This window comes from Nonomuraea salmonea, from assembly GCF_042428605.1.
Lineage (GTDB): Bacteria > Actinomycetota > Actinomycetes > Streptosporangiales > Streptosporangiaceae > Nonomuraea > Nonomuraea salmonea.
Window position 1 is genome coordinate 393,822 of record NZ_JBHMCF010000040.1, and the last position, 19,190, is coordinate 413,011.

Genomic DNA, 19,190 nt, shown 5'->3' on the forward strand with positions numbered 1-19,190 from the left:
CTTGGGGCGCGGCTCAGCCGCCGCGTCGTCCTGAAGCCGCATACGAGCAGACCGGCGCCATGGCGGCGCAGCCGTACGACGAGCCGCCGCCACGCCGCCGCGCGCGTGCCGAGCATCCGCAGGAGCGCGGCGACCAACCGCCGCGCGAGCGGCGAACCGCCGCGTACCCGCAGGAGCGCGGCGACCAGCCGCCGTCACGCTCGCACGCCCGCCCCGACACGCGGGCGGTGAGCAACCAGGAGACGATCGTCAGCGACGCGCCGCGCCGCTCGCGCCGGCGCGGCTCTGGCCCGCCGTCAGAACCTCCGGAGCCGCCGGTCAAACGAGGCGGCGGCCGCGGCGGCTGGCGCAGGTTCATACCTAGCTGGAAGATCGTCGTGGCCGGCGTCGTGGTGCTCGCGGCCGGCCTGTTCGGCATGATCATGGTCGCGTACGCCAACACGCCCGTCCCGACCGAGGCCCAGGCCGAGGCGCTGGCCGAGCAGAGCACCATCTACTACCGCGACGGCAAGACCCCGATCGCCACGCTCGGCTTCAAGCGCGAGAGCGTGCCGATCACCGCGATGGCCGACAGCGTGAAGGACGCCGCCGTCGCGATCGAGAACGACACGTTCTACGAAGACTCCGGCATCTCCATCTCCGGCATGGCCCGCTCGGTCTGGATGACCGCGACCGGCCAGCAGCTCCAGGGTGCCTCGACCATCACCCAGCAGATGGCCCGTAACTACTACGACGGCCTCAGCCAGGAAGTGTCGATCAAGCGCAAGGTCATGGAGATCTTCGTCGCGGTCAAGCTCGATGACGAGCTGACCAAGGACCAGATCCTCGCGAACTACCTCAACACCATCAACTTCGGCCGCGCGTACGGCGTCGAGGCCGCGGCCAAGGCGTACTTCCCCGGCAAGAACGTCCACGCGAAGAACCTCACTCCCGAACAGGGCGCCTACCTCGCCGCGCGCATCCAGCAGCCCAACTGGGACCACGACTCGCCCGCGCTGAAGGATCGCTGGAAGACCGTCGTCGACTACATGGCGAGGCAGTGGCCCGACAAGTACGGCGACCTGCCGAAGACCGCGAAGTTCCCCAAGACCAAGGCGAGCGCGACCGACAACGAGCTCGGCGGGATCAGGGGCTACATGGTCGAGCAGGTGCTGCAGGAGCTCGAGGGCCGCGGGCTGACCCGCGACAAGGTCAGGAGCGGCGGCTACAAGATCATCTCGACCTTCGACCGCAAGATGATGCAGCACGCGAAGACCGCGGTCAAGGAGACGATGAAGGCCTACAACATGTCCACGGAGTACCACGCCGGCCTGGCCGCCGTGGACCCGAGGAACGGACGGGTGCTGGCCTTCTACGGCGGCGACAACTACCTCACCGACCCGTGGAACGAGCCCTTCCAGTCCACCAAGCAGGCCGCTTCGGCGTTCAAGCCGTACGTGCTGGCCGCCTGGCTGCAGGCCGGCTACTCGCTCAAGAGCTACGTGCCGGGCAACGAGACCGTGCCGAAGGAACTGCCGGGCCAGCAGGAGGGCGGCATCAGGAACAGCCACAACGTGGGCGTCGCCGTCGACGTGGTCAAGGCCACGGCGCAGTCGGTGAACACCGCGTACGTGTCGATGGCCTACGCGCTGCCCAACCAGCTCGACGACGTCAAGAACCTGGTCGAGGAGGCCGGCTTCAACCAGAAGCGCATGGAGGACGACGTCAAGGAGCACCACTACCAGTTCGCCATCGGCAGCGCCCTGGTGACGCCGGTGGAGCAGGCGGCCGGCTACTCGATCTTCGCCAACGGCGGCAAGTACACCCGCTACCACGTCGTACGCCAGGTCAAGGCGCGTGACGGCCGGGTGGTCTACCCCGAGATGGCGGCCGCCAAGCGGGTCATCGACGAGGGGGTCGCCGCGGACTCGACGATCGCCATGCAGGAGGTGCTCAAGTCGGGCACCGCGGCGGGCAAGGGCCTCGGCTCCCGTCCGGCGGCCGGCAAGACCGGCACCAACAACGACGAGAAGGAAGCCTGGTTCGTCGGCTACACGCCGCAGATCTCCACGGCGGTCGGCTTCTACCGCGAGCAGTGCGTGACGAAGACCGGCAAGGTCGTCCCGCCCCAGCACTCCAACTGCCCGGTGTTCCGCAAGGGCAGCAAGAAGTACGGTCCGAACAACCCCTACACCACGGTCAGGGAGGTCTCCCTGGGCTTCGAGGGCGCGGGCCCGCCCACGATCGTCTGGCAGAGGTTCATGCAGCTCGCCCACGAGGGCATGCCGGTCGAGCAGTTCCCCGACCGGGCCGAGGTCGGCACGGCGGAGAACATCGTGCCGAGCCCGACGCCCACGCCGACCCCGACGCCCGAAGCCGACGACAACCCGCTCGGCACCGGCGACCCGTTCGACCAGGGTGACGACTGCTTCATCAACTGCGACAACGACGACCCCGGCATCCCCGAGGGTGACGTGAACGACGACGCCGGCACCGAGACCGACCAGCTCGGCCTGCCGGACAGCGATGTGGACGTCGCGGGAGGCGGATCGGCGCCCAACGCCAGACCCAGCGGCAGCCGGCCGATGCCAGGCAGGCCCGAGGATCAGTGACGGAACCAGTGACGAGCACCGAGGCACGCGCCCCCTGGGTGGCGCGTGCCGTGCCGTATCTGCCCCTGGGGCTCATCGCGGCCCTGGGGGCGAGCCTCGCGTACGTGGTGCGGCTGCCGTGCCGTACCGGCGGGTGGAACGACCAGGTCACCACGTACACCAACTTCTGCTACACCGACATCTACCCCCTCTACTTCGACCGCGCCCTCGACACCCAGAACCCCTACTTCGCGGCGGTGCCGTTCGACAAGCAGGTCGAGTACCCGGTGGTGCTGGGCGAGGTCATGCAGGTGTTCGCCTGGATCGCCCGCGCGCTCAGCCCCGACAAGGTCGTGCAGGCGGTGCGCTTCTACGACCTGACGGTGATCCTGCTCGGCCTGTGCCTGGTGGCCGGGGTGCTGCTGATGGCCGCGGTGGCCGGCCCCGCCAGGCGCTGGGACCCCCTCTGGTACGCGATCTCGCCGGCCGTCGTGCTGGCCGCGTACATCAACTGGGACCTCGTCGCCGGCGCGCTGTCCATGGGCATGCTGCTGGCCTGGAAGCGCGAGCGGCAGGTGGCCGCGGGCGTGCTGCTCGGCCTCGCGATCGCGACCAAGTTCTATCCGCTGATGTTCGTCGGCGCGCTGTTCCTGCTGACCTGGCGCACCGGGCGGTGGCGGCCGTTCCTGGAGACGATGGGCGCCGCGGTGGCGGCGTGGATCCTCGTCAACGTGCCGTTCATGGTCTTCGCGTGGGACGGCTGGCGCCGCTTCTACGTCTTCTCCCAGGAGCGCGGCGTCGACTGGGGCTCGCCGTGGCTGTTCTTCCAGAACAAGGGCTGGCCGATACTCGGCGAGACCGACGTGAGCACGCTCGGCATGGTGTCGCTGGCCATCATGTGCCTCGGCATCGCGGTGCTGACGCTGGGCGCGCCGCAGCGGCCCCGGCTGGCGCAGATCTGCTTCCTCGCGCTGGCCGCGTTCATGATGACGAACAAGGTGTGGTCGCCGCAGTTCGTGCTGTGGCTGGTGCCGTTCGCGGTGCTGGCCAGGCCCAACTGGAGGCCGCTCGCGCTGTGGCAGCTCGCCGAGGTGTGGTACTTCGTCGCGATCTGGCTCTACCTGCTCTCGCAGCCGCCGCTGGAGCGCGACGACCTGGGCATCGGCGACGACACCTACTTCACCGCCGTCTGGGGACGGATCATCACGATCGGCATCATGATGGCGTTCGTGGTGCGCGACATCCTGCGGCCCGAGAAGGACGTCGTCCGCGCGACCGGCGTCGACGACCAGACGGGCGGCGTGTTCGACGGCGCCCCTGACCGGTTCACGCTGGCGTCACTGAACAGATGATCACCCGCTCGGCCACCCGGGACGCGCTGCTGCTCTGGTTCGGCTCGCGTGCCGGGTTGCTGGTCGCCACCCTGCTCGGCGCGACGCTGGCCGGCTACCCGCACCGGTGGAGCAAGTGGGACACCACGCTGTTCGTCACGATCGCCGAGTACGGCTACGACGGCGAGCCGGGACAGCCCGCCGACGACGGCCTGCCGGCGTTCTTCCCCGGGCTGCCTCTCGCGCTGCGCCTGGTGCACCTGGTCGTCCCCGACTGGGCGGCGGCCGGGCTGGTGGTCTCGCTGGTCTCCGGCGCGGTCGCCATGGTGGCGCTGGCCCGGCTGGCCGAGACCGAGGGCGCCCACGGGTGGGCGGCGGTGCTGGGGCTGCTGGCCTTCCCCATGGCGGTGTTCCTGGCCGCGGGCTACAGCGAGTCGCTCTTCCTGGCCTTCGCGATCCCCGCGTGGCTGGCCGCCAGGCAGGGACGCTGGCCGCTCGCGGTGGTGCTGGCCGCGGGGGCGTCGTGCGTGCGGATCACCGGGTTGTTCCTGGCCGCCGCGCTGCTCGTGGAGTTCGTCATGCGCGGGGAGCCGGTGCGGCGGGCCGGGTGGCTGGTGGTGCCGTTCGTGCCGCTGGTGGCGTACGCGTTCTACCACTTCCGCAGGACCGGCGACTGGCTGGCGTGGAAGCACGCGCAGGAGGCCGGGTGGGGGCGCGACTTCGCCTGGCCGTGGGAGGCGTGGCGGACGACCTGGCGCTCGGCGATGGGCTCCGACGACTTCGCGGTGGCGTTCAGGATGGAGATCGCCGGCGCCGTGGTGGTCGTGGCCGCGCTCGTCTGGCTGCTGGTGCTGCGGCGGTGGAGCGAGGCCGTCTACACGGGCCTGCAGGCGGCGGCGCTGATGACGTCGGCCTATTACCTGTCGATCCCGCGCTCGCTGCTGCTGTGGTTTCCGCTGTGGGTGCTGGTGGCTCGGGTGGCGACCAGGCGGCCGTGGCTTTTCGTGCTCTATCTGCTGATCTCGGGCCCGTTGATGCTGGTCAACACGGCCCGGTTCCTCAGCGGCGCCTGGGCGGGCTGATCTTTCTACCCGCTTCCTTCTCCTGGTAATCCAGGGAAGTTATCCACAGGCTGTGTGTAAACGCTAGAGGTTCTTCCTCAGGAACGCGATGTCGTCCGCCTGGCCCGCGCCCGGCGTCTCCACCACGATCGGCGCGCCCGCCGCCCGGCACACCGCGAGGATCAGCTCGGGGTCGATCTTCCCCTGACCGAGGTTCGCGTGCCGGTCGGCGCCCGAGTCGAACTCGTCGCGCGAGTCGTTGCAGTGGACGAGGTCGATCCGGCCGGTGATGGCCTTGACCCGCTCGACCAGGTCGATCAGCTCTTCCCCGCCCGCGTGGGCGTGGCAGGTGTCGAGGCAGAAGCCCACGTCGAACCCGTCGAGCGCGTCCCACAGCCGCGCGATGCGGTCGAGCTTGCGCGCCATCGCGTTGCCGCCGCCCGCGGTGTTCTCGATCAGCACGGGGATCGGGCACTCCATGCGCTCGAACACCTTGCGCCAGTTGTCGAAGCCGGCCTGCGGGTCGTCGCTCTTGTTGACGTGGCCGCCGTGCACGACCAGGCCCTTGGCGCCGAGCCCCGCCGCCGCCTTGAGGTGCTGCTCCAGCAGCTTGCGGCTGGGGATCCTGATGCGGTTGTTGGTGGTCGCCACGTTGATCAGATAGGGGGCGTGGATGTAGACGTCGACGCCCTCGACCGGCTTGTCCGGCAGCACCGGCTTGGCGTAGCCCTGCGGATCTCCGAGGAAGAACTGCACCACCTCGGCCCCCACCTCGGCGCCCCTGGCGGCGGGGTCGTCCTGGTCGACATGAGCTCCGATTCGCACCATGCAGGTAAGGCTATCCGCCGCCCGAGCAGGGTACGGCCGGGTTTGCCCGGCGGGCTCCAGGGCAGTCGGGAGGCACCCCCTACCCGAGGAGAAACCGCCATGAGCCGCTGGCGCTTACGGGCGCTGATCGTTCTTGTCTACGTCGTCGTCGGCATCTACGTCGCCTGGGTCTACGACTACATCACGCCGGGACTGCTCAGGGATCTCGCGGAGGCGCTGCTCGCGGTGTTCCTGTGGTTCCTGGTCCTGCTCGGCATCGACCTGCACATCGGGTGATCCACATATACAACGGCCCCGGACCATGCGCCGGGGCCGTCGCTCATGCACGGGGGGATCACGGGTGCGGGAGGAAACCGCCGTGCGCGATGCCGAGCGCGGCCCCCACGAACGACCCGACCAGGCCCACCACGTTGAGCGAGCGCTGCGGCGTGGTCGCCGAGATGTACTGCGAATAGAGACCCACGCCGAAGCCGAGCGTGCCGGCCCACGACGCGATCATGTGCGCCGAGGTCCAGAAGGTCGCGACGAACGCCACCACCCCGCACACGAGCGTGATGACGGCCAGGGCGTTCTCGGCCCGGTGCGGGCGTCCGTCAGTGTTGAGCGTGAACCTGAACCGCTCCCTCTCGGAGGGCTGAAGCACATGTGGCACAGCCACCACCCCCTTGGTTTCCTAAGGGCCTTCCCACCTACCTGTGGCTGGTAACCTGGGGCACGCTGCGTTGTGATGGGTGATCCATCGCCCCGGGGTGCCGAAAGGGGCCCGCCCGGGTTCAAGCGTCAGCGTCCTCCTGTCACGGCAGAGTGTCGTGACCGCAAGAGTCCAGAGGAGGTTGGAGTCCGCATGCGTCGTTACGAAGTAATGGTCATCCTGGACCCTTCGCTCGATGAGCGCACCGTCGCTCCGTCCCTCGACCAGTTCCTCACCGTCGTCCGCAACGACGGCGGCACGGTCGAGAAGGTCGACGTCTGGGGCCGTCGCCGGCTCGCCTACGACATCGACAAGAAGTCCGAGGGCATCTACGCCGTCATCGACCTGTCCGCGGAGCCCGCGACGGTCAAGGAGCTCGACCGCCAGATGAACCTCAACGAGGGCATTCTGCGCACCAAGGTCCTGCGTCCGGACGTGCACTAACCTCCGGCTTTTGTCGGGGAAGCCCCGTACTCTGAGCCGTAACCCAAGCGAAGGCGTGCAGGAAGGCGAGCGCTAGCCATGGCAGCAGGCGACACCGTAATCACCATCGTCGGCAACCTGGTCGACGACCCGGAGCTGCGCTTCACCCCGACGGGGCAAGCGGTGGCTCGATTCCGCATCGCGTCCACTCCGCGGTACATGGATCGACAGACCAACGAGTGGAAAGACGGCGAAAGCCTCTTCCTGACCTGCAACGTCTGGCGGCAGGCGGCGGAGAACGCCGCCGAGAGCCTCCAGCGCGGCATGCGGGTCATCGTGCAGGGGCGGCTCAAGCAACGGTCTTACGAGACCAAGGAAGGCGAGAAGCGCACGGTCTACGAGGTCGAGGTCGACGAGGTCGGCCCGTCCCTGCGTAACGCGACCGCCAAGGTCAACCGCACCTCCCGTCAGGGTGGCGGCGGCGGCTTCGGCGGCGGTCCCGCCGACGACCCGTGGGCCTCCGCGACGCCCGCCCCGCCTCAGGGCGGCGGCTTCCAGGGCGGCGGCGGTGGCGGCGGCTTCGGTGGCGGTGGCCAGCAGGGTGGCGGCGGCGGCTTCGGCGGCGGCGGCGGCAACGACTTCAGCGACGAACCGCCTTTCTAAATCCTGTCCACAAGCCCGAGTCCATTCCCGCTCTGACGGCGGGGCTCTGAAAGGAGCACCACGATGGCAAAGCCGGCACTGCGCAAGCCGAAGAAGAAGGTTTGCCTGTTCTGCCACGACAAGATCTCCTACGTCGACTACAAGGACACGGCGCTGCTGCGGAAGTTCATCTCCGACCGCGGCAAGATCCGTGCGCGCCGGGTGACGGGCAACTGCACCCAGCACCAGCGCGACGTGGCGACGGCGATCAAGAATGCCCGTGAGGTGGCTCTGCTGCCTTACACGAGCACGGCGCGCTAAGGGAGGTTCGTCGACATGAAGCTCATCCTCACCAACGAGGTCTCCGGCCTCGGCACCCCCGGCGACGTCGTCGAGGTCAAGGACGGCTACGGCCGTAACTACCTCATCCCGCGCGGCTACGCCATGCGCTGGACGCGCGGCGCCGAGAAGCAGATCGAGACCATCCGCAAGGCGCGCGACGCCCGCGAGATCCGTGACCTCGGCACCGCCAAGGAGGTCGCGGGCCAGCTGGGCGCCCTGCGCGTGCGGCTGTCCACCCGCGCGGGCGAGTCGGGCCGGCTGTTCGGCTCGATCACCACGGGCGACATCGCCGAGGCCGTCAAGGCCGCCGGCGGGCCGCTCCTCGACCGGCGGCGCATCGAGATCGTCAACCCGATCAAGAGCGTCGGCTCCCACCGGGTGACCGTCAAGCTCCACCCGGAGGTCTCCGCCTCGGTCGACGTCGAGGTCGTCGCAGGCTGACCTCAGCAGCAGCGGGCCCCCTCTTCGAGGGGGCCTTCTGTATGTCCAGGCCAGGGCACCCTGGCGGCATATTTCCGACATCAACCGCGTAGAATCGCCTCGTTCTTTCGCACGTCCCCCTGGAGGCAGAGGCCATGGCCCGTCCCTCGATGCTGCTCGCCATCGGAGCCCTGGCGGTGGCGAGCGTCGCCTGCGCACCGGTCGACGACCCGGCGAGCATCGCGGCCGCTCCCACCACCTCCACCGCGTGCACGAAAGACCAGCTCAAGCTGATCACGCCGGGCAAGCTCACCATCGGCACCGACAAGCCCGCCTACGAGCCGTGGTTCAAGGACGACGACCCGAGCAACGGGCAGGGCTTCGAGAGCGCGGTCGCGTTCGCGGTGGCGGGGGAGCTGGGCTTCGACCGCAGCGAGGTGCAGTGGACGACGGTCAAGTTCGACGTCGCCTTCGCGCCGGGTGACAAGAAGTTCGACTTCGACATCAACCAGATTTCGATCACCCCGGCGCGGGCCAAGGCGGTCGACTTCAGCAACGGCTACTACACGGTCAAGCAGGCCGTGGTGGCGGCCGAGGGCGGCAAGGTCGCGGACGCGAAGAGCCTGGCCGAGCTGAAGGATGCGAAGATCGGCGTACAGGCCGGGACGACCTCGTTCAACGCGGTCAGGGACGTCATCAAGCCGTCGTCCGACCCCAACGTCTACAACGACCAGATCGACGTCGTGAACGCGCTGAAGAACAAGCAGATCGACGCGGCGGTGGTGGACCTGCCGACGGCGTTCTACGTCACGGCCGCGCAGGTCGAGAACTCCACGATCGTCGGCCAGTTCAGCTCGACCGGCGGCACCCCTGAGGAGTTCGGGCTGGTCATGGGCAAGGGCAGCCCGATCAAGCCGTGCGTGGACAAGGCCGTCGACGCGCTCAAGTCCAAGGGCGAGCTGGCCAAGATCGAGGAGCAGTGGCTGGGATCGGCGGCGGGCGCGCCCGAGCTGAAATGAGCGAGTGGGTCAAGTCAGAGCGGCAGATCGAGCGGGAGCGCGTCCGCAGGTCGCGTGGCCGCCGCTCGGCCTCGATCGCGACGGCCTCGACGGTCGTCTTCCTCGTCCTCGTCGTCTGGGGAGTCACCAGCTCCCCGGGCTGGCCGGCGGTGCGCGCGACGTTCTTCGACGGTGAGCAGTTCGTCGCTGCGCTGCCCGACGTGCTGAGCGGGTTCCTGCTCAACGTCAAGATCTTCCTGATCGCCGAGGTGCTGGTCCTGGTGATCGGGCTGCTGGTGGCGCTGGCCAGGGGCATCACCGCGCCGGCGTTCTTCCCGATCAGGGCGCTCGCGACGCTCTACACCGACCTGTTCAGAGGCGTGCCGACGATCCTGGTCATCTACCTGGTCGGTTTCGGGCTGCCCGCGCTGCGGCTGCAGGGCATCCCGTCCGATCTCGCGACGCTGGGCATCATCGCGCTGACGCTCTCGTACGGCGCGTACGTCGCCGAGGTGTTCAGGGCGGGCATCGAGTCCGTGCACCCCAGCCAGATCGCGGCGGCGCGGTCGCTGGGCCTCAGCCACGTCAAGACCATGAGGCACGTGGTCGTGCCGCAGGCCGTGCGCCGGGTCGTACCGCCGCTGCTGAACGACTTCGCCTCGCTGCAGAAGGACACGGCGCTGGTGGCCACGATCGGGCCGCTCGAGGCGCTCAGGCAGGCGTACATTCACACTGCCGACACCTTCAACTACACCCCCTACCTGGCGGCGGCGCTGCTGTTCATCCTGCTCACCATCCCGATGGCCAGGCTCACCGACCACCTGGCCGCACGCACCCGCAGGAGGCGCGGCGCATGAGCGTCCTGACCATCGAGGGCGTGTGGAAGAACTTCCACGGCCACAGCGTGCTGCGCGGCATCGACCTCGACGTGGCCCCGCACGAGGTGGTGAGCCTCATCGGCGCGTCCGGTTCCGGCAAGTCCACGCTGCTGCGCTGCGTCAACCTGCTGGAGACGGTGGACGACGGCGCCATCTACCTCGACGGCGACGAGATCACCGATCCCAGGGTGAACGTCGACCAGGTGCGCAAGCGGCTCGGCATCGTCTTCCAGGCGTTCAACCTGTTCCCGCACATGACCGTGCTGGACAACATCACGCTCGCGCCCCGGCGGGTGCACGGCGTGGCCAGGGCGCAGGCGGAGGAGCAGGCGCACGAGCTGCTCACCACGTTCGGGCTGGCCGACAAGGTGCGGGCCTACCCCGACCAGCTCTCCGGCGGCCAGCAGCAGCGCGTGGCCATCATCAGGGCACTGGCCACGCAGCCCAGGCTGATGCTGCTCGACGAGGTGACCTCGGCGCTCGACCCGCAGCTCGTGGTGGAGGTGCTGGGGATCATCAGGGAGCTCAAGGAGTCGGGCATGACGATGATCCTGACCACGCACGAGATGAGCTTCTGCCGGGACATCTCCGACACCGTGTGCTTCCTGGACGGCGGCGTGCTCGTCGAGAAGGGGCCGCCGGAGAAGATCTTCAGCGAGCCCGAGCATCCCCGCACGCGCGAGTTCCTGCGCAGCGTGCTGGACTCGGGCCGGCTCTAGCGGCGGTGCCGGCCGCCCTGGGCGGGCCGCGCCGGTTCGGTACGCGGGCGGGCGAGGAGGCTGTGGCGGCGGCCGTACACGAGGTAGACGAGCAGGCCGAAGGCCATCCACAGGACGAACCACGCCCAGGTGAGCATCCGCAGGTTGATCATCAGCCAGAACGTGGCGACCAGCGAAAGCGCGGGCAGCAGCGGCGAGAGCGGCACCCGGAACCCCCGCTCCAGATCGGGCATGCGGCGCCGCATCACGATCACTCCGGCCGCCACGAACGCGAAGGCGAACAACGTCCCGATCACCACCAGCTCGCGCAGCGGCACCACAGGGACGAACTCCGCCAGCACGATCGCCACGGCCCCGATCACCAGCGTCACCCGCGTCGGCGTGTGGTAGCGCCGGCTGACCGTGGCCAGCCCGCGCGGGATCAGCCCGTCGCGCGCCATCGAGAACAGCACCCGCGTCTGCCCCACGATCAGCACCAGGATCACGGTGGTGAGCCCGAGCACCGCGCCGACGTCGATGACGTGCGCCATCCACCCGAGGTCGGCGGCCTGGAAAGCGCTGGCCAGCGGCGCCTGCTCGGAGATCCGCGTGTAGGGGACCATGCCGACCATGACCAGGCCCACCGCGATGTAGATGACGGTGGCGATCACCAGGCTGCGGATCATGCCCTGGGGGATGGCCCTGCGGGCGTTCACGGTCTCCTCGGCCGAGGTCGCGACGATGTCGAACCCGATGTACGCGAACGCGATCGCCGAGGCCGCCGCGAAGATGCCGAACCAGCCGAACGCCTGCCCCTCCCCGATGAGCGTCTCCAGCACGGTCGCGGGCGGGGTGTCGAGCGTCTGCGGCGGGACGAAGAAGTCGCCGAAGTTGGCCGCGTCGATGTGCGGCAGGCCGACGACGATGACCGCGCCGACGGCCAGCAGCTTGGCCGACACCATGATCCACAGGGCGCGCAGCCCGACCCTGGCGCCGAGCGAGACGACGCCGGTGAGCAGCACGAGGATGACGAGCACGAGGAAGTCCTGGGCCGGCCGCTCGTCCGGGACGCGTACCCCGAAGTTGGCGAGCGCGCCGACCGTGATCGCGCCCCACGCCCTGGCCACCAGCGCGGCGGCGAACTGCAGCTCGAGGATCAGCGCCCAGCCGATGATCCACGCCCAGACCTCGCCGAAGATGACGTACGTGAAGGTGTAGGCGCTGCCCGAGGTCGGCATCGTGGACGCCAGCTCCGCGTAGCACAGGCAGGCCAGCAGGCACGCGATGCCGGCGATCATGAAGGACAGGATCACACCGGGGCCCGCCGTGGTGGCGGCCTGCTCGCCGGCGATGCTGAAGATGCCGGCGCCGATCATCGCGCCGAGACCGAGCACCACCAGATCGGCCGGCCGGTAGACCTCGGCCAGACTGTGCCGGGCGCCCGTACGCAGCCCGGTGGCCTCCGAAGGCGGCAGTCTTCGCAGAATCGTGGACAAAGCACACCCCGCTCAGGGAACGCGCCCACTCTGTCCCACCTCTTGGACAACGGCAAGCACAATACGGTTACGCGCCGGTCACCAGCCAAGCGGTGCCGGCGGCGCGGCGTACGAGGGTGACCAGGCGCGCCACCATCCACACGCCGAGCGCACACCACAGGGCGACCACGCCGAGCCCCGACGCGAGCAGCGCGGCCGGCAGGTACGCGAGCGTCGTCCACACCCCGGCCCACGCCAGGTAGCGCTGGTCGCCGGCGCCGATGAGCACCCCGTCGAGCACGAACACGATCCCGCAGATCGGCTGGAAGAGCGCCACCGGCCACAGCAGGTCGAGCAGCATCCCGGCCACCGCGGGCTCGGCGTCGAACAGGCCGGGCACCAGCGGCCTGGCCGCCAGCACCAGCAGGCCGAGCAGCGCGCCCGACCACAGGCCCCACGTGACCATGCGGCGGGTGGCGTCCCTGGTGGCGGGCACGTCGCCGGCGCCGAGCGAGCGTCCTGTGATGGCCTGGCCGGCGATCGCGATGGCGTCGAGCGCGAACGCGAGCAGCGTCCAGACCTGCGTGGCCAGCGCGTAGGCGGCCAGCTCCGCCTCGCCCATCCTGGTGGCGATCGCGGTGGCGGCCAGCAGCACGATGCGAAGGCACAGGGTGCGGACGAACAGGGCGATGCCCGCCGTACCGGCCTGCCTGACGCCGTACAGGGAGGGGGTGAGCGGGGTGCCGTGCCGGCGCGCGCCGCGCGCGACGACGACCAGGTAGACGGCCGCGCCCAGGGTCTGCGCGATCACCGTGCCCCACGCCGACCCCGCGATGCCCCAGCCCAGCCCCAGCACGAACCAGGCGTTCAGCGCGGCGTTCGCGGCGAACGACCCGACCGCCACCGCCAGCGGGGTCACCGTGTCCTGCAGCCCGCGCAGCACGCCGGTGCCGGCCAGCACGACCAGCATCCCGGGCGTGCCGAGCAGACTGATCCGCAGGTACGTCACCGCCTGCCCGGCCTGCGTGCCGCTCGCGCCCAGCCAGCTCACGATCTCCGGGGCCAGCGGCCAGATCACCGCGATCAGCGCCACGCCGAGGCAGATGGCCAGCCAGAGGCCGTCCACGCCGCTGCGCATGGCCCGGCCGTGCTCGCCCGCGCCGGTCTGCCGCGCGACCTGGGCGGTGGTGCCGTACGCGAGGAAGACGCACAGGTTCACCAGTGCCGTCAGGACCGTGCCCGCCACGCCCAGAGCGCCGACCGCCGTGGTGCCGAGCCCGTGCCCGACGATGGCGTAGTCGGCGAGCAGGAACAGCGGCTCGGCCACGAGCGCCCCGAACGCGGGCACGGCAAGCCGCAGAATCTCCCGGTCTCTGGATGTAATGGGCATTTGTCCATTATGGACATTACACGGCGTGTCGCGCCAACTTTCTTTCCTCCACAGCCGGTGGATACCGTTCGCCCTGCTCAGCCGAGCTTCGGGGGATATCAGAAAGAGTTATCCCCAGCCCCGTCCACAGGCCGTTCACACCCTCGGGGCACTCGTGCACAGGTTGACCACAGGGTTGTCCACAGGCCACGTTGCCGAGTGGCCAGGACTCCGCGAAACTGTCACACCGGTCGACTACAAGTGGGGGTGGTGCGACCATCTGCGAGGTGCACGAGGGGGCGCGGTGAGCATTGACCAAGAGGCCGTCGGCAGTCCGGGGTTCGAGCGCACCCCTCCGCACAACATCGAGGCGGAGCAGTCGGTCCTCGGCGGCATGCTGCTGTCGAAGGACGCCATCGCCGACGTCGTCGAGATCCTGCGCTCCGACGACTTCTACCGCCCCGCCCACCAGATGGTCTACGACGTCATCACCGACCTCTACGGCAGGGGCGAGCCGGCCGACGCCGTCACCGTCTTCGACGAGCTGCAAAAGCGCGGCGAGATGGCCCGCGTGGGCGGCGCCGCCTACCTCCACACGCTGACCGCCGTCGTCCCCACCGCCGCCAACGCCGGCTACTACGCCAAGATCGTCCGCGAGCAGGCCATCCTGCGCCGCCTCATCGAGGCCGGCACCCGCATCGTCTCCTTCGGCTACGGCGGCCAGAACGAAGAGGTCGACGAGCTGGTCGACCGCGCCCAGGCGGAGATCTACCAGGTCACCGAGCGCCGCACGTCCGAAGACTACGCGCCGCTCGCCGACATCATGCCCGGCGCGCTCGACGAGCTCGAGGCCATCGGCAGCCGCGGCGGCCAGATGGTCGGCGTCCCCACCGGCTTCGCCGACCTCGACCAGCTCACCAACGGCCTGCACCCCGGCCAGATGATCGTCGTGGCCGCGCGTCCCGCCATCGGCAAGGCCCTCGCGCTCGACACCCCGCTGCCCACGCCCTCGGGCTGGACGACGATGGGCGAGGTCCAGGTGGGCGACCTGCTCATCGGCGCCGACGGCCGGCCCACCCGCGTGGTCGCGGCCACCGGGGTGCTGCGCGGGCGGCCCTGCTACGAGGTGGAGTTCGCCGACGGCACGGTGATCGTGGCCGACGCCCATCACCAGTGGCTCACCAGGCACGACGGGGGAGAGGCGCGGATCCGTACGACGGAAGAGCTCGCCCGAGGCCACACGATCACCAACACGAGCCCCCTGGCCCTCCCCGAGCGCGACCTCCCTGAGCCCCCCTACACCCTGGGCACCCGCCTGGTCACCGCGGGCCCGGACGGCGGCTCGCTGCGCATCCCCACGGCCTACCTGCGCGCGTCCGAAGACCAGCGCAGAGACCTCCTGGCGGGCCTGCTCGACACGGCGGCCACCATCGACGCCGCAGGAACGGTGCACCTCGACCTCACGGACCCCGGCCTGGCCGAGGAGGTCCGCGAGCTGATCCACAGCCTCGGCCACACGGCGGCCATCGCGGAGACGGCGGTCACGTTCACCCCGCCCGACAAGGTCTTCCAGCGCCGCACCGACGCCAACGCCCGCATCGACACCGCCGCCGCCCCCCTCCACCGCACGATCACGGAGGTCCGCCCGGTGCCCTCGGTGCCGGTGCGCTGCGTGGAGGTGGACAACGCCGACCACCTCTACCTCGCCGGCCGCACCCTGATCCCCACCCACAACTCCACGCTCGGCCTCGACTTCGCCAGGTCCGCGGCGATCAAGCACGGCATGACCACGGTCATCTTCTCCCTGGAGATGTCCCGCAACGAGATCACCATGCGCCTGCTGTCCGCCGAGGCCCGCGTCGCCCTCCACCACATGCGCTCCGGCATGATGGGCGACGACGACTGGACCCGCCTGGCCCGCCGCATGAGCGAGGTGGCCGAGGCCCCGCTGTTCATCGACGACTCGCCCAACATGTCGATGATGGAGATCCGCGCCAAGTGCCGCCGCCTCAAGCAACGCAACGACCTGCGCTTCGTGGTCATCGACTACCTCCAGCTGATGAGCTCCCCGAAGAAGGTCGAAAGCCGCCAGAACGAGGTCTCGGAGATCTCCCGAGCCATCAAGCTCCTGGCGAAGGAGCTGGAGGTCCCGGTCATCGCGATCTCCCAGCTCAACCGAGGCCCGGAACAACGCACCGACAAGCGCCCACAGGTGAGCGATCTACGTGAATCGGGCAGCATCGAGCAAGATGCCGACATGGTCATCCTTTTGCACCGGGAGGACGCGTACGAGCCGGAGTCCCCGCGGGCCGGTGAGGCCGACCTGATCGTGGCCAAGCACCGTAACGGCCCCACGGCCACGGTGACGGTCGCCTTCCAGGGTCACTACAGCCGGTTCGTGGACATGGCCCAGCACTGAGCCGTCCGACCGTACCGCTCTCCTGTCACCGCCGAGAGATGATGAGCCAGGACCGCCGGGCGGCCCCCCTCGACGGAGAGACGGGTGGGCCGCCGGTGCGGTCTATGCTCAGGCCCATGGCACTGGAATGGGAACAGATCATCGTCGACTCCGCCGACCCCGTCGCTCTCGGGCGCTGGTGGGCCGAGGCTCTCGGCTGGGTAGTGGTCGACGAAACCGAGGAGATCATCGAGATCCGGCCTGAGCCGGACCAGATGCCGGGGCTGCTCTTCGTGCCTGTTCCCGAGGGCAAGACGTCGAAGAACCGGCTCCACCCCGACTTCCGCCCCGACGACCAGGAGGCCGAGGTCGCCCGGCTGCTCTCCCTCGGTGCCCGGCGCGCCGACACCGTGCAGGACGAGCAGCACTGGGTGACCCTCCTCGACCCGGAGGGCAACGAGTTCTGCGTCCTGAGCGAGCGGAAGAGCTGAGCGGAGGCACTGGCGGAAGCGCTGAGCGGAGGCCGGGCAATGGTCCGGGGCGGCACGACGTCGCGACGGCCTGGCCCAAGATCATCTCGTGGCGGGTTCGGAGCCTATCTGGGTCACACCCCAGAGGAGCTCACACCTGAGGAGAGTGACATCACCGTGAGACGAACAACCGTGCCAAGCCCCTGAGACACCACCATGCTCCGCAGGTCAGACGCTCGGCGGGTGACACAGAGACTGAGACCCTACAGTCCGCTCGGACGCGGGGACGCCTCCCACCGATGAGTTCTGTGCGCGTCCGTGGTCGATACGGGTGAATCGACAGGGGCGGGAAGCGCATGGAGGCAGTGATGAGCGTTGGCGGCTCCGAGCAGGGTCCCAGGGTGCTGGTGGCGGGGGCGAGTGTCGCGGGGCCGGCGCTGGCCCACTGGCTGCGCCGGCGGGGAGCCGAGGTGACCGTGGTGGAGCGGGCTCCTGAGCTGCGTCCCGGCGGGCAGGCGGTGGACGCGCGCGGGGTCGCCAAGGAGGTCATCGGGCGCATGGGGCTGGACACGGCGGTGCGCGCGGCCCGTACCGACACCGCGGGCGCGTACATCGTGGACGCGGACGGGAACGTGCTGGAGACCCACCGCGCGGACGACCACGGCGGCGACGGGTTCATCGCGGACATCGAGATCCTGCGCGGGGACCTGTCCCGCGTGCTCTACGACGACACCAGGGACGGCGTCGAGTACGTCTTCGGCGACCGGATCGCCGAGCTCGGCCAGGACGCGGACGGGGTCGACGTGGTCTTCGAAGGCGGTGACCGGCGGCGTTTCGACCTGGTGATCGGGGCCGACGGGCTGCACTCGCAGTTGCGCGGGATGGTGTTCGGGCCGCGCGAGCAGTTCGTCCGCCACCTTGGGCTCGTGCTGGCCTTCTACAGCGTGCCCAACGAGTTCGGCGTGGACCGCTGGATGATCGACCACCAGGAGGGCGGACGGTCCGCCGGTCTGCGGCCCGTCCCTGACGCGACCCGGGCGATGGCCATGTTCTCCTTCCCCGCGGCCGACTTCGACGTCGATCACCGCGACGTCGCGGCGCAGAAGCGCCTGCTGCGCGAGCGGATGGACGGTTTCGGCTGGCTGACCCGGCGCATGCTGGCGCACGTGGACGACGCCCCTGACTTCTATCTGGACCAGGTCGCTCAGGTGGTGATGGACCGCTGGTCGAGCGGTCGGGTGGGGCTGCTCGGCGACGCGGCGTTCTGCGCGTCGCCGATGTCGGGGGCGGGCACCGGGCTGGCCCTGGTGGGCGCCTACCTGTTGGCCGGAGAGCTGGCCGCCGCCGGGTGGGACCCGAAGGTTGGGTTCGCCGGGTATGAGGCGAGGATGCGCCCGTACGTGGAGGCGAACCAGGAGATGGGCCGGCTGCACGTCCACAGCCTCGGGGACGCCGAGCCGGGCCCCGATTTCTCCGGCGCCTGGTTCGCCGACCTGATCGAGCGCGCGATCAACGGCGTCGACCTTCCCGACTACGAGGCTGTGACCTAACAGACAAGTCGCCACGGAATGGCGGTTGATCGCCTCAGTGCTCTACGAGAGGACTGAAGCGAAGGGAAACACCATGACCATCCTCGTCGCCTACGACGGCTCGGCCGACGCGCGCGCCGCGATCGAGTTCGCCGCCAAGCACCTCACGGCCGAGCCCGCGGTCATCGTCACGGTCTGGGAGCCGCTGCTCGTCCAGCTCAAGAAGTATCCGCTGGCCGCGGGGGCCATCGACCCCGGCACCGAGGACGAGGCGCACGCCCAGGCGGAGCAGCACGCCAAGGAGGGCGCTGAGCTGGCCGTCGCGTCAGGGCTCTCCGAGGTGACCTACCGGGCGGTGGCCGACAACGAGTCGATCTGGAAGACGATCGTGGACGTGGCCGACGAGATCGACGCCTCGCTGATCGTGACCGGCTCGCGGGGGCTGGCCGGCGTACGGTCGGTGCTGCTCGGCAGCGTCTCCAACCACGTGCTGCACCACGCCCACCGCCCGACCCTCATCGTCCCGCCCGCCCCCAAGAACTGAGGGTCAGGAGGCGCAGCACTGCTGGGGCGGGCACAGGCGGGTGTCGATGCGGCGCGCGCCGGGCCCTTCTTCGCCCAGCCGGTCGTACGGGTTCGCGACAGGGCACCGGTCGAGCGACAGGCAGCCGCACCCGATGCAGTCGGTGAGGTCGTCACGCAGGCGCTGCAACTGCTCGATCCGGTCGTCCAGCTCGCCGCGCCAGGCCGCCGACAGCCGGGCCCAGTCCTCGCGGGTGGGGGTGCGCTCGTCGGGGAGTTCGCTGAGGGCGTCCTTGATGACCTTGAGGGGGATGCCGATGCGCTGGGCCAGCCTGATGAAGGCGACCCTGCGCAGGCTGTCGCGGGGGTAGCGGCGCTGGTTGCCCGCCGTACGCCGGCTGGTGAGCAGGCCCTTGGCCTCGTAGAAGTGCAGGGCGGAGACGGCGACGCCGCTGCGCTCGGCGAGCTGCCCGACGGTGAGCTCCTTGGTGTTCCAGGCGACCTTCGTCATACCTCGACATTACTTCAGGATCGTAGGGTGGTCG

Annotated in this window: 20 protein-coding genes; 15 read left to right on the forward strand and 5 right to left on the reverse strand. The window is 69.7% G+C overall.

Annotation, left to right across the window (positions count from 1 at the left end; genetic code table 11):
- Positions 1-59: 59 nt before the first annotated feature.
- The 3 genes from ACFFR3_RS36930 to ACFFR3_RS36940 are packed head-to-tail and all read left to right on the forward strand — an operon-like array spanning position 60 to position 4,983.
- Positions 60-2,591, forward strand: a complete 2,532-nt coding sequence (locus tag ACFFR3_RS36930; protein ID WP_345393105.1) for a transglycosylase domain-containing protein — start codon at positions 60-62, stop codon at positions 2,589-2,591.
- Entirely contained in the window at positions 2,588-3,922 is a 1,335-nt protein-coding gene (locus tag ACFFR3_RS36935; RefSeq protein ID WP_379484636.1) for a glycosyltransferase family 87 protein, read from the forward strand. Before ACFFR3_RS36930 ends, ACFFR3_RS36935 begins: the two co-directional genes overlap by 4 nt.
- Positions 3,919-4,983, forward strand: a complete 1,065-nt coding sequence (locus ACFFR3_RS36940) for a mannosyltransferase family protein (protein WP_364368752.1) — start codon at positions 3,919-3,921, stop codon at positions 4,981-4,983. The genes ACFFR3_RS36935 and ACFFR3_RS36940 overlap by 4 nt, the downstream gene beginning before the upstream one ends.
- A 63-nt stretch (positions 4,984-5,046) precedes the next feature.
- On the opposite strand, the gene ACFFR3_RS36945 is transcribed toward ACFFR3_RS36940, so the two are convergent.
- On the reverse strand, positions 5,047-5,790 hold the full coding sequence (locus ACFFR3_RS36945; protein WP_364368755.1) for a deoxyribonuclease IV: 744 nt from the start codon (positions 5,788-5,790) through the stop codon (positions 5,047-5,049).
- A gap of 99 nt (positions 5,791-5,889) precedes the next feature.
- Here ACFFR3_RS36945 and ACFFR3_RS36950 point away from each other — a divergent pair, with 99 nt between their 5' ends.
- Complete coding sequence (locus ACFFR3_RS36950; protein ID WP_345393090.1) at positions 5,890-6,066, forward strand: hypothetical protein; 177 nt, start codon at positions 5,890-5,892, stop codon at positions 6,064-6,066.
- 58 nt (positions 6,067-6,124) lie between these two features.
- On the opposite strand, the gene ACFFR3_RS36955 is transcribed toward ACFFR3_RS36950, so the two are convergent.
- On the reverse strand, positions 6,125-6,442 hold the full coding sequence (locus ACFFR3_RS36955; RefSeq protein ID WP_364368758.1) for a hypothetical protein: 318 nt from the start codon (positions 6,440-6,442) through the stop codon (positions 6,125-6,127).
- A gap of 192 nt (positions 6,443-6,634) precedes the next feature.
- Between ACFFR3_RS36955 and rpsF the strand changes: the two genes are divergently transcribed.
- The 7 genes from rpsF to ACFFR3_RS36990 all read left to right on the forward strand — a co-directional run bounded on the left by rpsF (position 6,635) and on the right by ACFFR3_RS36990 (position 10,903).
- A complete protein-coding gene (gene rpsF, locus ACFFR3_RS36960; RefSeq protein WP_026214314.1) occupies positions 6,635-6,925 on the forward strand; it encodes a 30S ribosomal protein S6 in 291 nt (96 codons plus the stop codon).
- A 78-nt stretch (positions 6,926-7,003) separates the two neighbouring features.
- Positions 7,004-7,567 carry a single-stranded DNA-binding protein gene (locus ACFFR3_RS36965; RefSeq protein WP_345393087.1) on the forward strand — a complete coding sequence of 188 codons (564 nt, stop codon included), beginning with the start codon at positions 7,004-7,006 and terminating at the stop codon, positions 7,565-7,567.
- Between the two features lie 63 nt (positions 7,568-7,630).
- A complete protein-coding gene (rpsR, locus tag ACFFR3_RS36970) occupies positions 7,631-7,867 on the forward strand; it encodes a 30S ribosomal protein S18 (RefSeq protein ID WP_020543048.1) in 237 nt (78 codons plus the stop codon).
- A gap of 15 nt (positions 7,868-7,882) precedes the next feature.
- Entirely contained in the window at positions 7,883-8,329 is a 447-nt protein-coding gene (gene rplI, locus ACFFR3_RS36975) for a 50S ribosomal protein L9 (protein WP_345393083.1), read from the forward strand.
- Between the two features lie 134 nt (positions 8,330-8,463).
- The gene (locus ACFFR3_RS36980; RefSeq protein ID WP_364368764.1) at positions 8,464-9,327 is read left to right on the forward strand and encodes an ABC transporter substrate-binding protein; all 864 of its coding nucleotides are present in this window, start codon (positions 8,464-8,466) and stop codon (positions 9,325-9,327) included.
- A complete protein-coding gene (locus ACFFR3_RS36985) occupies positions 9,324-10,163 on the forward strand; it encodes an amino acid ABC transporter permease (RefSeq protein ID WP_345393077.1) in 840 nt (279 codons plus the stop codon). The genes ACFFR3_RS36980 and ACFFR3_RS36985 overlap by 4 nt, the downstream gene beginning before the upstream one ends.
- Positions 10,160-10,903 (forward strand): amino acid ABC transporter ATP-binding protein, encoded by a 744-nt coding sequence (locus ACFFR3_RS36990; protein ID WP_345393074.1) that lies wholly within the window; start codon positions 10,160-10,162, stop codon positions 10,901-10,903. The genes ACFFR3_RS36985 and ACFFR3_RS36990 overlap by 4 nt, the downstream gene beginning before the upstream one ends.
- Here the strand turns inward: ACFFR3_RS36990 and ACFFR3_RS36995 are convergent.
- Positions 10,900-12,378 (reverse strand): APC family permease, encoded by a 1,479-nt coding sequence (locus ACFFR3_RS36995; protein WP_345393071.1) that lies wholly within the window; start codon positions 12,376-12,378, stop codon positions 10,900-10,902. The two genes, ACFFR3_RS36990 and ACFFR3_RS36995, sit on opposite strands and share 4 nt — an antisense overlap.
- Before the next feature lie 67 nt (positions 12,379-12,445).
- Positions 12,446-13,747 carry an MATE family efflux transporter gene (locus tag ACFFR3_RS37000; RefSeq protein ID WP_345393068.1) on the reverse strand — a complete coding sequence of 434 codons (1,302 nt, stop codon included), beginning with the start codon at positions 13,745-13,747 and terminating at the stop codon, positions 12,446-12,448.
- A gap of 283 nt (positions 13,748-14,030) precedes the next feature.
- On the opposite strand from ACFFR3_RS37000, the gene dnaB reads away from it, so the two are divergent.
- From dnaB to ACFFR3_RS37020, 4 genes are all read left to right on the forward strand, one after another.
- Entirely contained in the window at positions 14,031-16,145 is a 2,115-nt protein-coding gene (gene dnaB, locus ACFFR3_RS37005; protein WP_379484637.1) for a replicative DNA helicase, read from the forward strand.
- Between the two features lie 116 nt (positions 16,146-16,261).
- Positions 16,262-16,615, forward strand: a complete 354-nt coding sequence (locus ACFFR3_RS37010; RefSeq protein WP_345393065.1) for a VOC family protein — start codon at positions 16,262-16,264, stop codon at positions 16,613-16,615.
- 347 nt (positions 16,616-16,962) lie between these two features.
- Positions 16,963-18,144: an FAD-dependent monooxygenase gene (locus tag ACFFR3_RS37015; RefSeq protein WP_379484638.1), complete on the forward strand. Its 1,182-nt coding sequence runs from the start codon at positions 16,963-16,965 to the stop codon at positions 18,142-18,144.
- 73 nt (positions 18,145-18,217) lie between these two features.
- A complete protein-coding gene (locus tag ACFFR3_RS37020; RefSeq protein ID WP_364368783.1) occupies positions 18,218-18,667 on the forward strand; it encodes a universal stress protein in 450 nt (149 codons plus the stop codon).
- A 3-nt stretch (positions 18,668-18,670) separates the two neighbouring features.
- On the opposite strand, the gene soxR is transcribed toward ACFFR3_RS37020, so the two are convergent.
- Positions 18,671-19,156 (reverse strand): redox-sensitive transcriptional activator SoxR, encoded by a 486-nt coding sequence (gene soxR / locus ACFFR3_RS37025; RefSeq protein ID WP_364368786.1) that lies wholly within the window; start codon positions 19,154-19,156, stop codon positions 18,671-18,673.
- Positions 19,157-19,190 lie beyond the last annotated feature (34 nt).

Excerpts from the sequence above, each read along its gene's own strand:
- ACFFR3_RS36950 (WP_345393090.1), top strand. The coding sequence starts at position 5,890 with ATGAGCCGCTGGCGCTTACGGGCGCTGATCGTTCTTGTCTACGTCGTC.
- ACFFR3_RS36980 (WP_364368764.1), top strand. The coding sequence starts at position 8,464 with ATGGCCCGTCCCTCGATGCTGCTCGCCATCGGAGCCCTGGCGGTGGCG.
- ACFFR3_RS37015 (WP_379484638.1), top strand. The coding sequence starts at position 16,963 with ATGAGCGTTGGCGGCTCCGAGCAGGGTCCCAGGGTGCTGGTGGCGGGG.
- ACFFR3_RS36990 (WP_345393074.1), top strand. The coding sequence starts at position 10,160 with ATGAGCGTCCTGACCATCGAGGGCGTGTGGAAGAACTTCCACGGCCAC.
- soxR (WP_364368786.1), bottom strand. The coding sequence starts at position 19,156 with ATGACGAAGGTCGCCTGGAACACCAAGGAGCTCACCGTCGGGCAGCTC.
- ACFFR3_RS37010 (WP_345393065.1), top strand. The coding sequence starts at position 16,262 with ATGGCACTGGAATGGGAACAGATCATCGTCGACTCCGCCGACCCCGTC.
- rpsR (WP_020543048.1), top strand. The coding sequence starts at position 7,631 with ATGGCAAAGCCGGCACTGCGCAAGCCGAAGAAGAAGGTTTGCCTGTTC.
- ACFFR3_RS36940 (WP_364368752.1), top strand. The coding sequence starts at position 3,919 with ATGATCACCCGCTCGGCCACCCGGGACGCGCTGCTGCTCTGGTTCGGC.
- ACFFR3_RS36945 (WP_364368755.1), bottom strand. The coding sequence starts at position 5,790 with ATGGTGCGAATCGGAGCTCATGTCGACCAGGACGACCCCGCCGCCAGG.
- ACFFR3_RS36965 (WP_345393087.1), top strand. The coding sequence starts at position 7,004 with ATGGCAGCAGGCGACACCGTAATCACCATCGTCGGCAACCTGGTCGAC.
- ACFFR3_RS37000 (WP_345393068.1), bottom strand. The coding sequence starts at position 13,747 with ATGCCCATTACATCCAGAGACCGGGAGATTCTGCGGCTTGCCGTGCCC.
- ACFFR3_RS36985 (WP_345393077.1), top strand. The coding sequence starts at position 9,324 with ATGAGCGAGTGGGTCAAGTCAGAGCGGCAGATCGAGCGGGAGCGCGTC.
- rpsF (WP_026214314.1), top strand. The coding sequence starts at position 6,635 with ATGCGTCGTTACGAAGTAATGGTCATCCTGGACCCTTCGCTCGATGAG.
- ACFFR3_RS36930 (WP_345393105.1), top strand. The coding sequence starts at position 60 with ATGGCGGCGCAGCCGTACGACGAGCCGCCGCCACGCCGCCGCGCGCGT.
- rplI (WP_345393083.1), top strand. The coding sequence starts at position 7,883 with ATGAAGCTCATCCTCACCAACGAGGTCTCCGGCCTCGGCACCCCCGGC.
- ACFFR3_RS37020 (WP_364368783.1), top strand. The coding sequence starts at position 18,218 with ATGACCATCCTCGTCGCCTACGACGGCTCGGCCGACGCGCGCGCCGCG.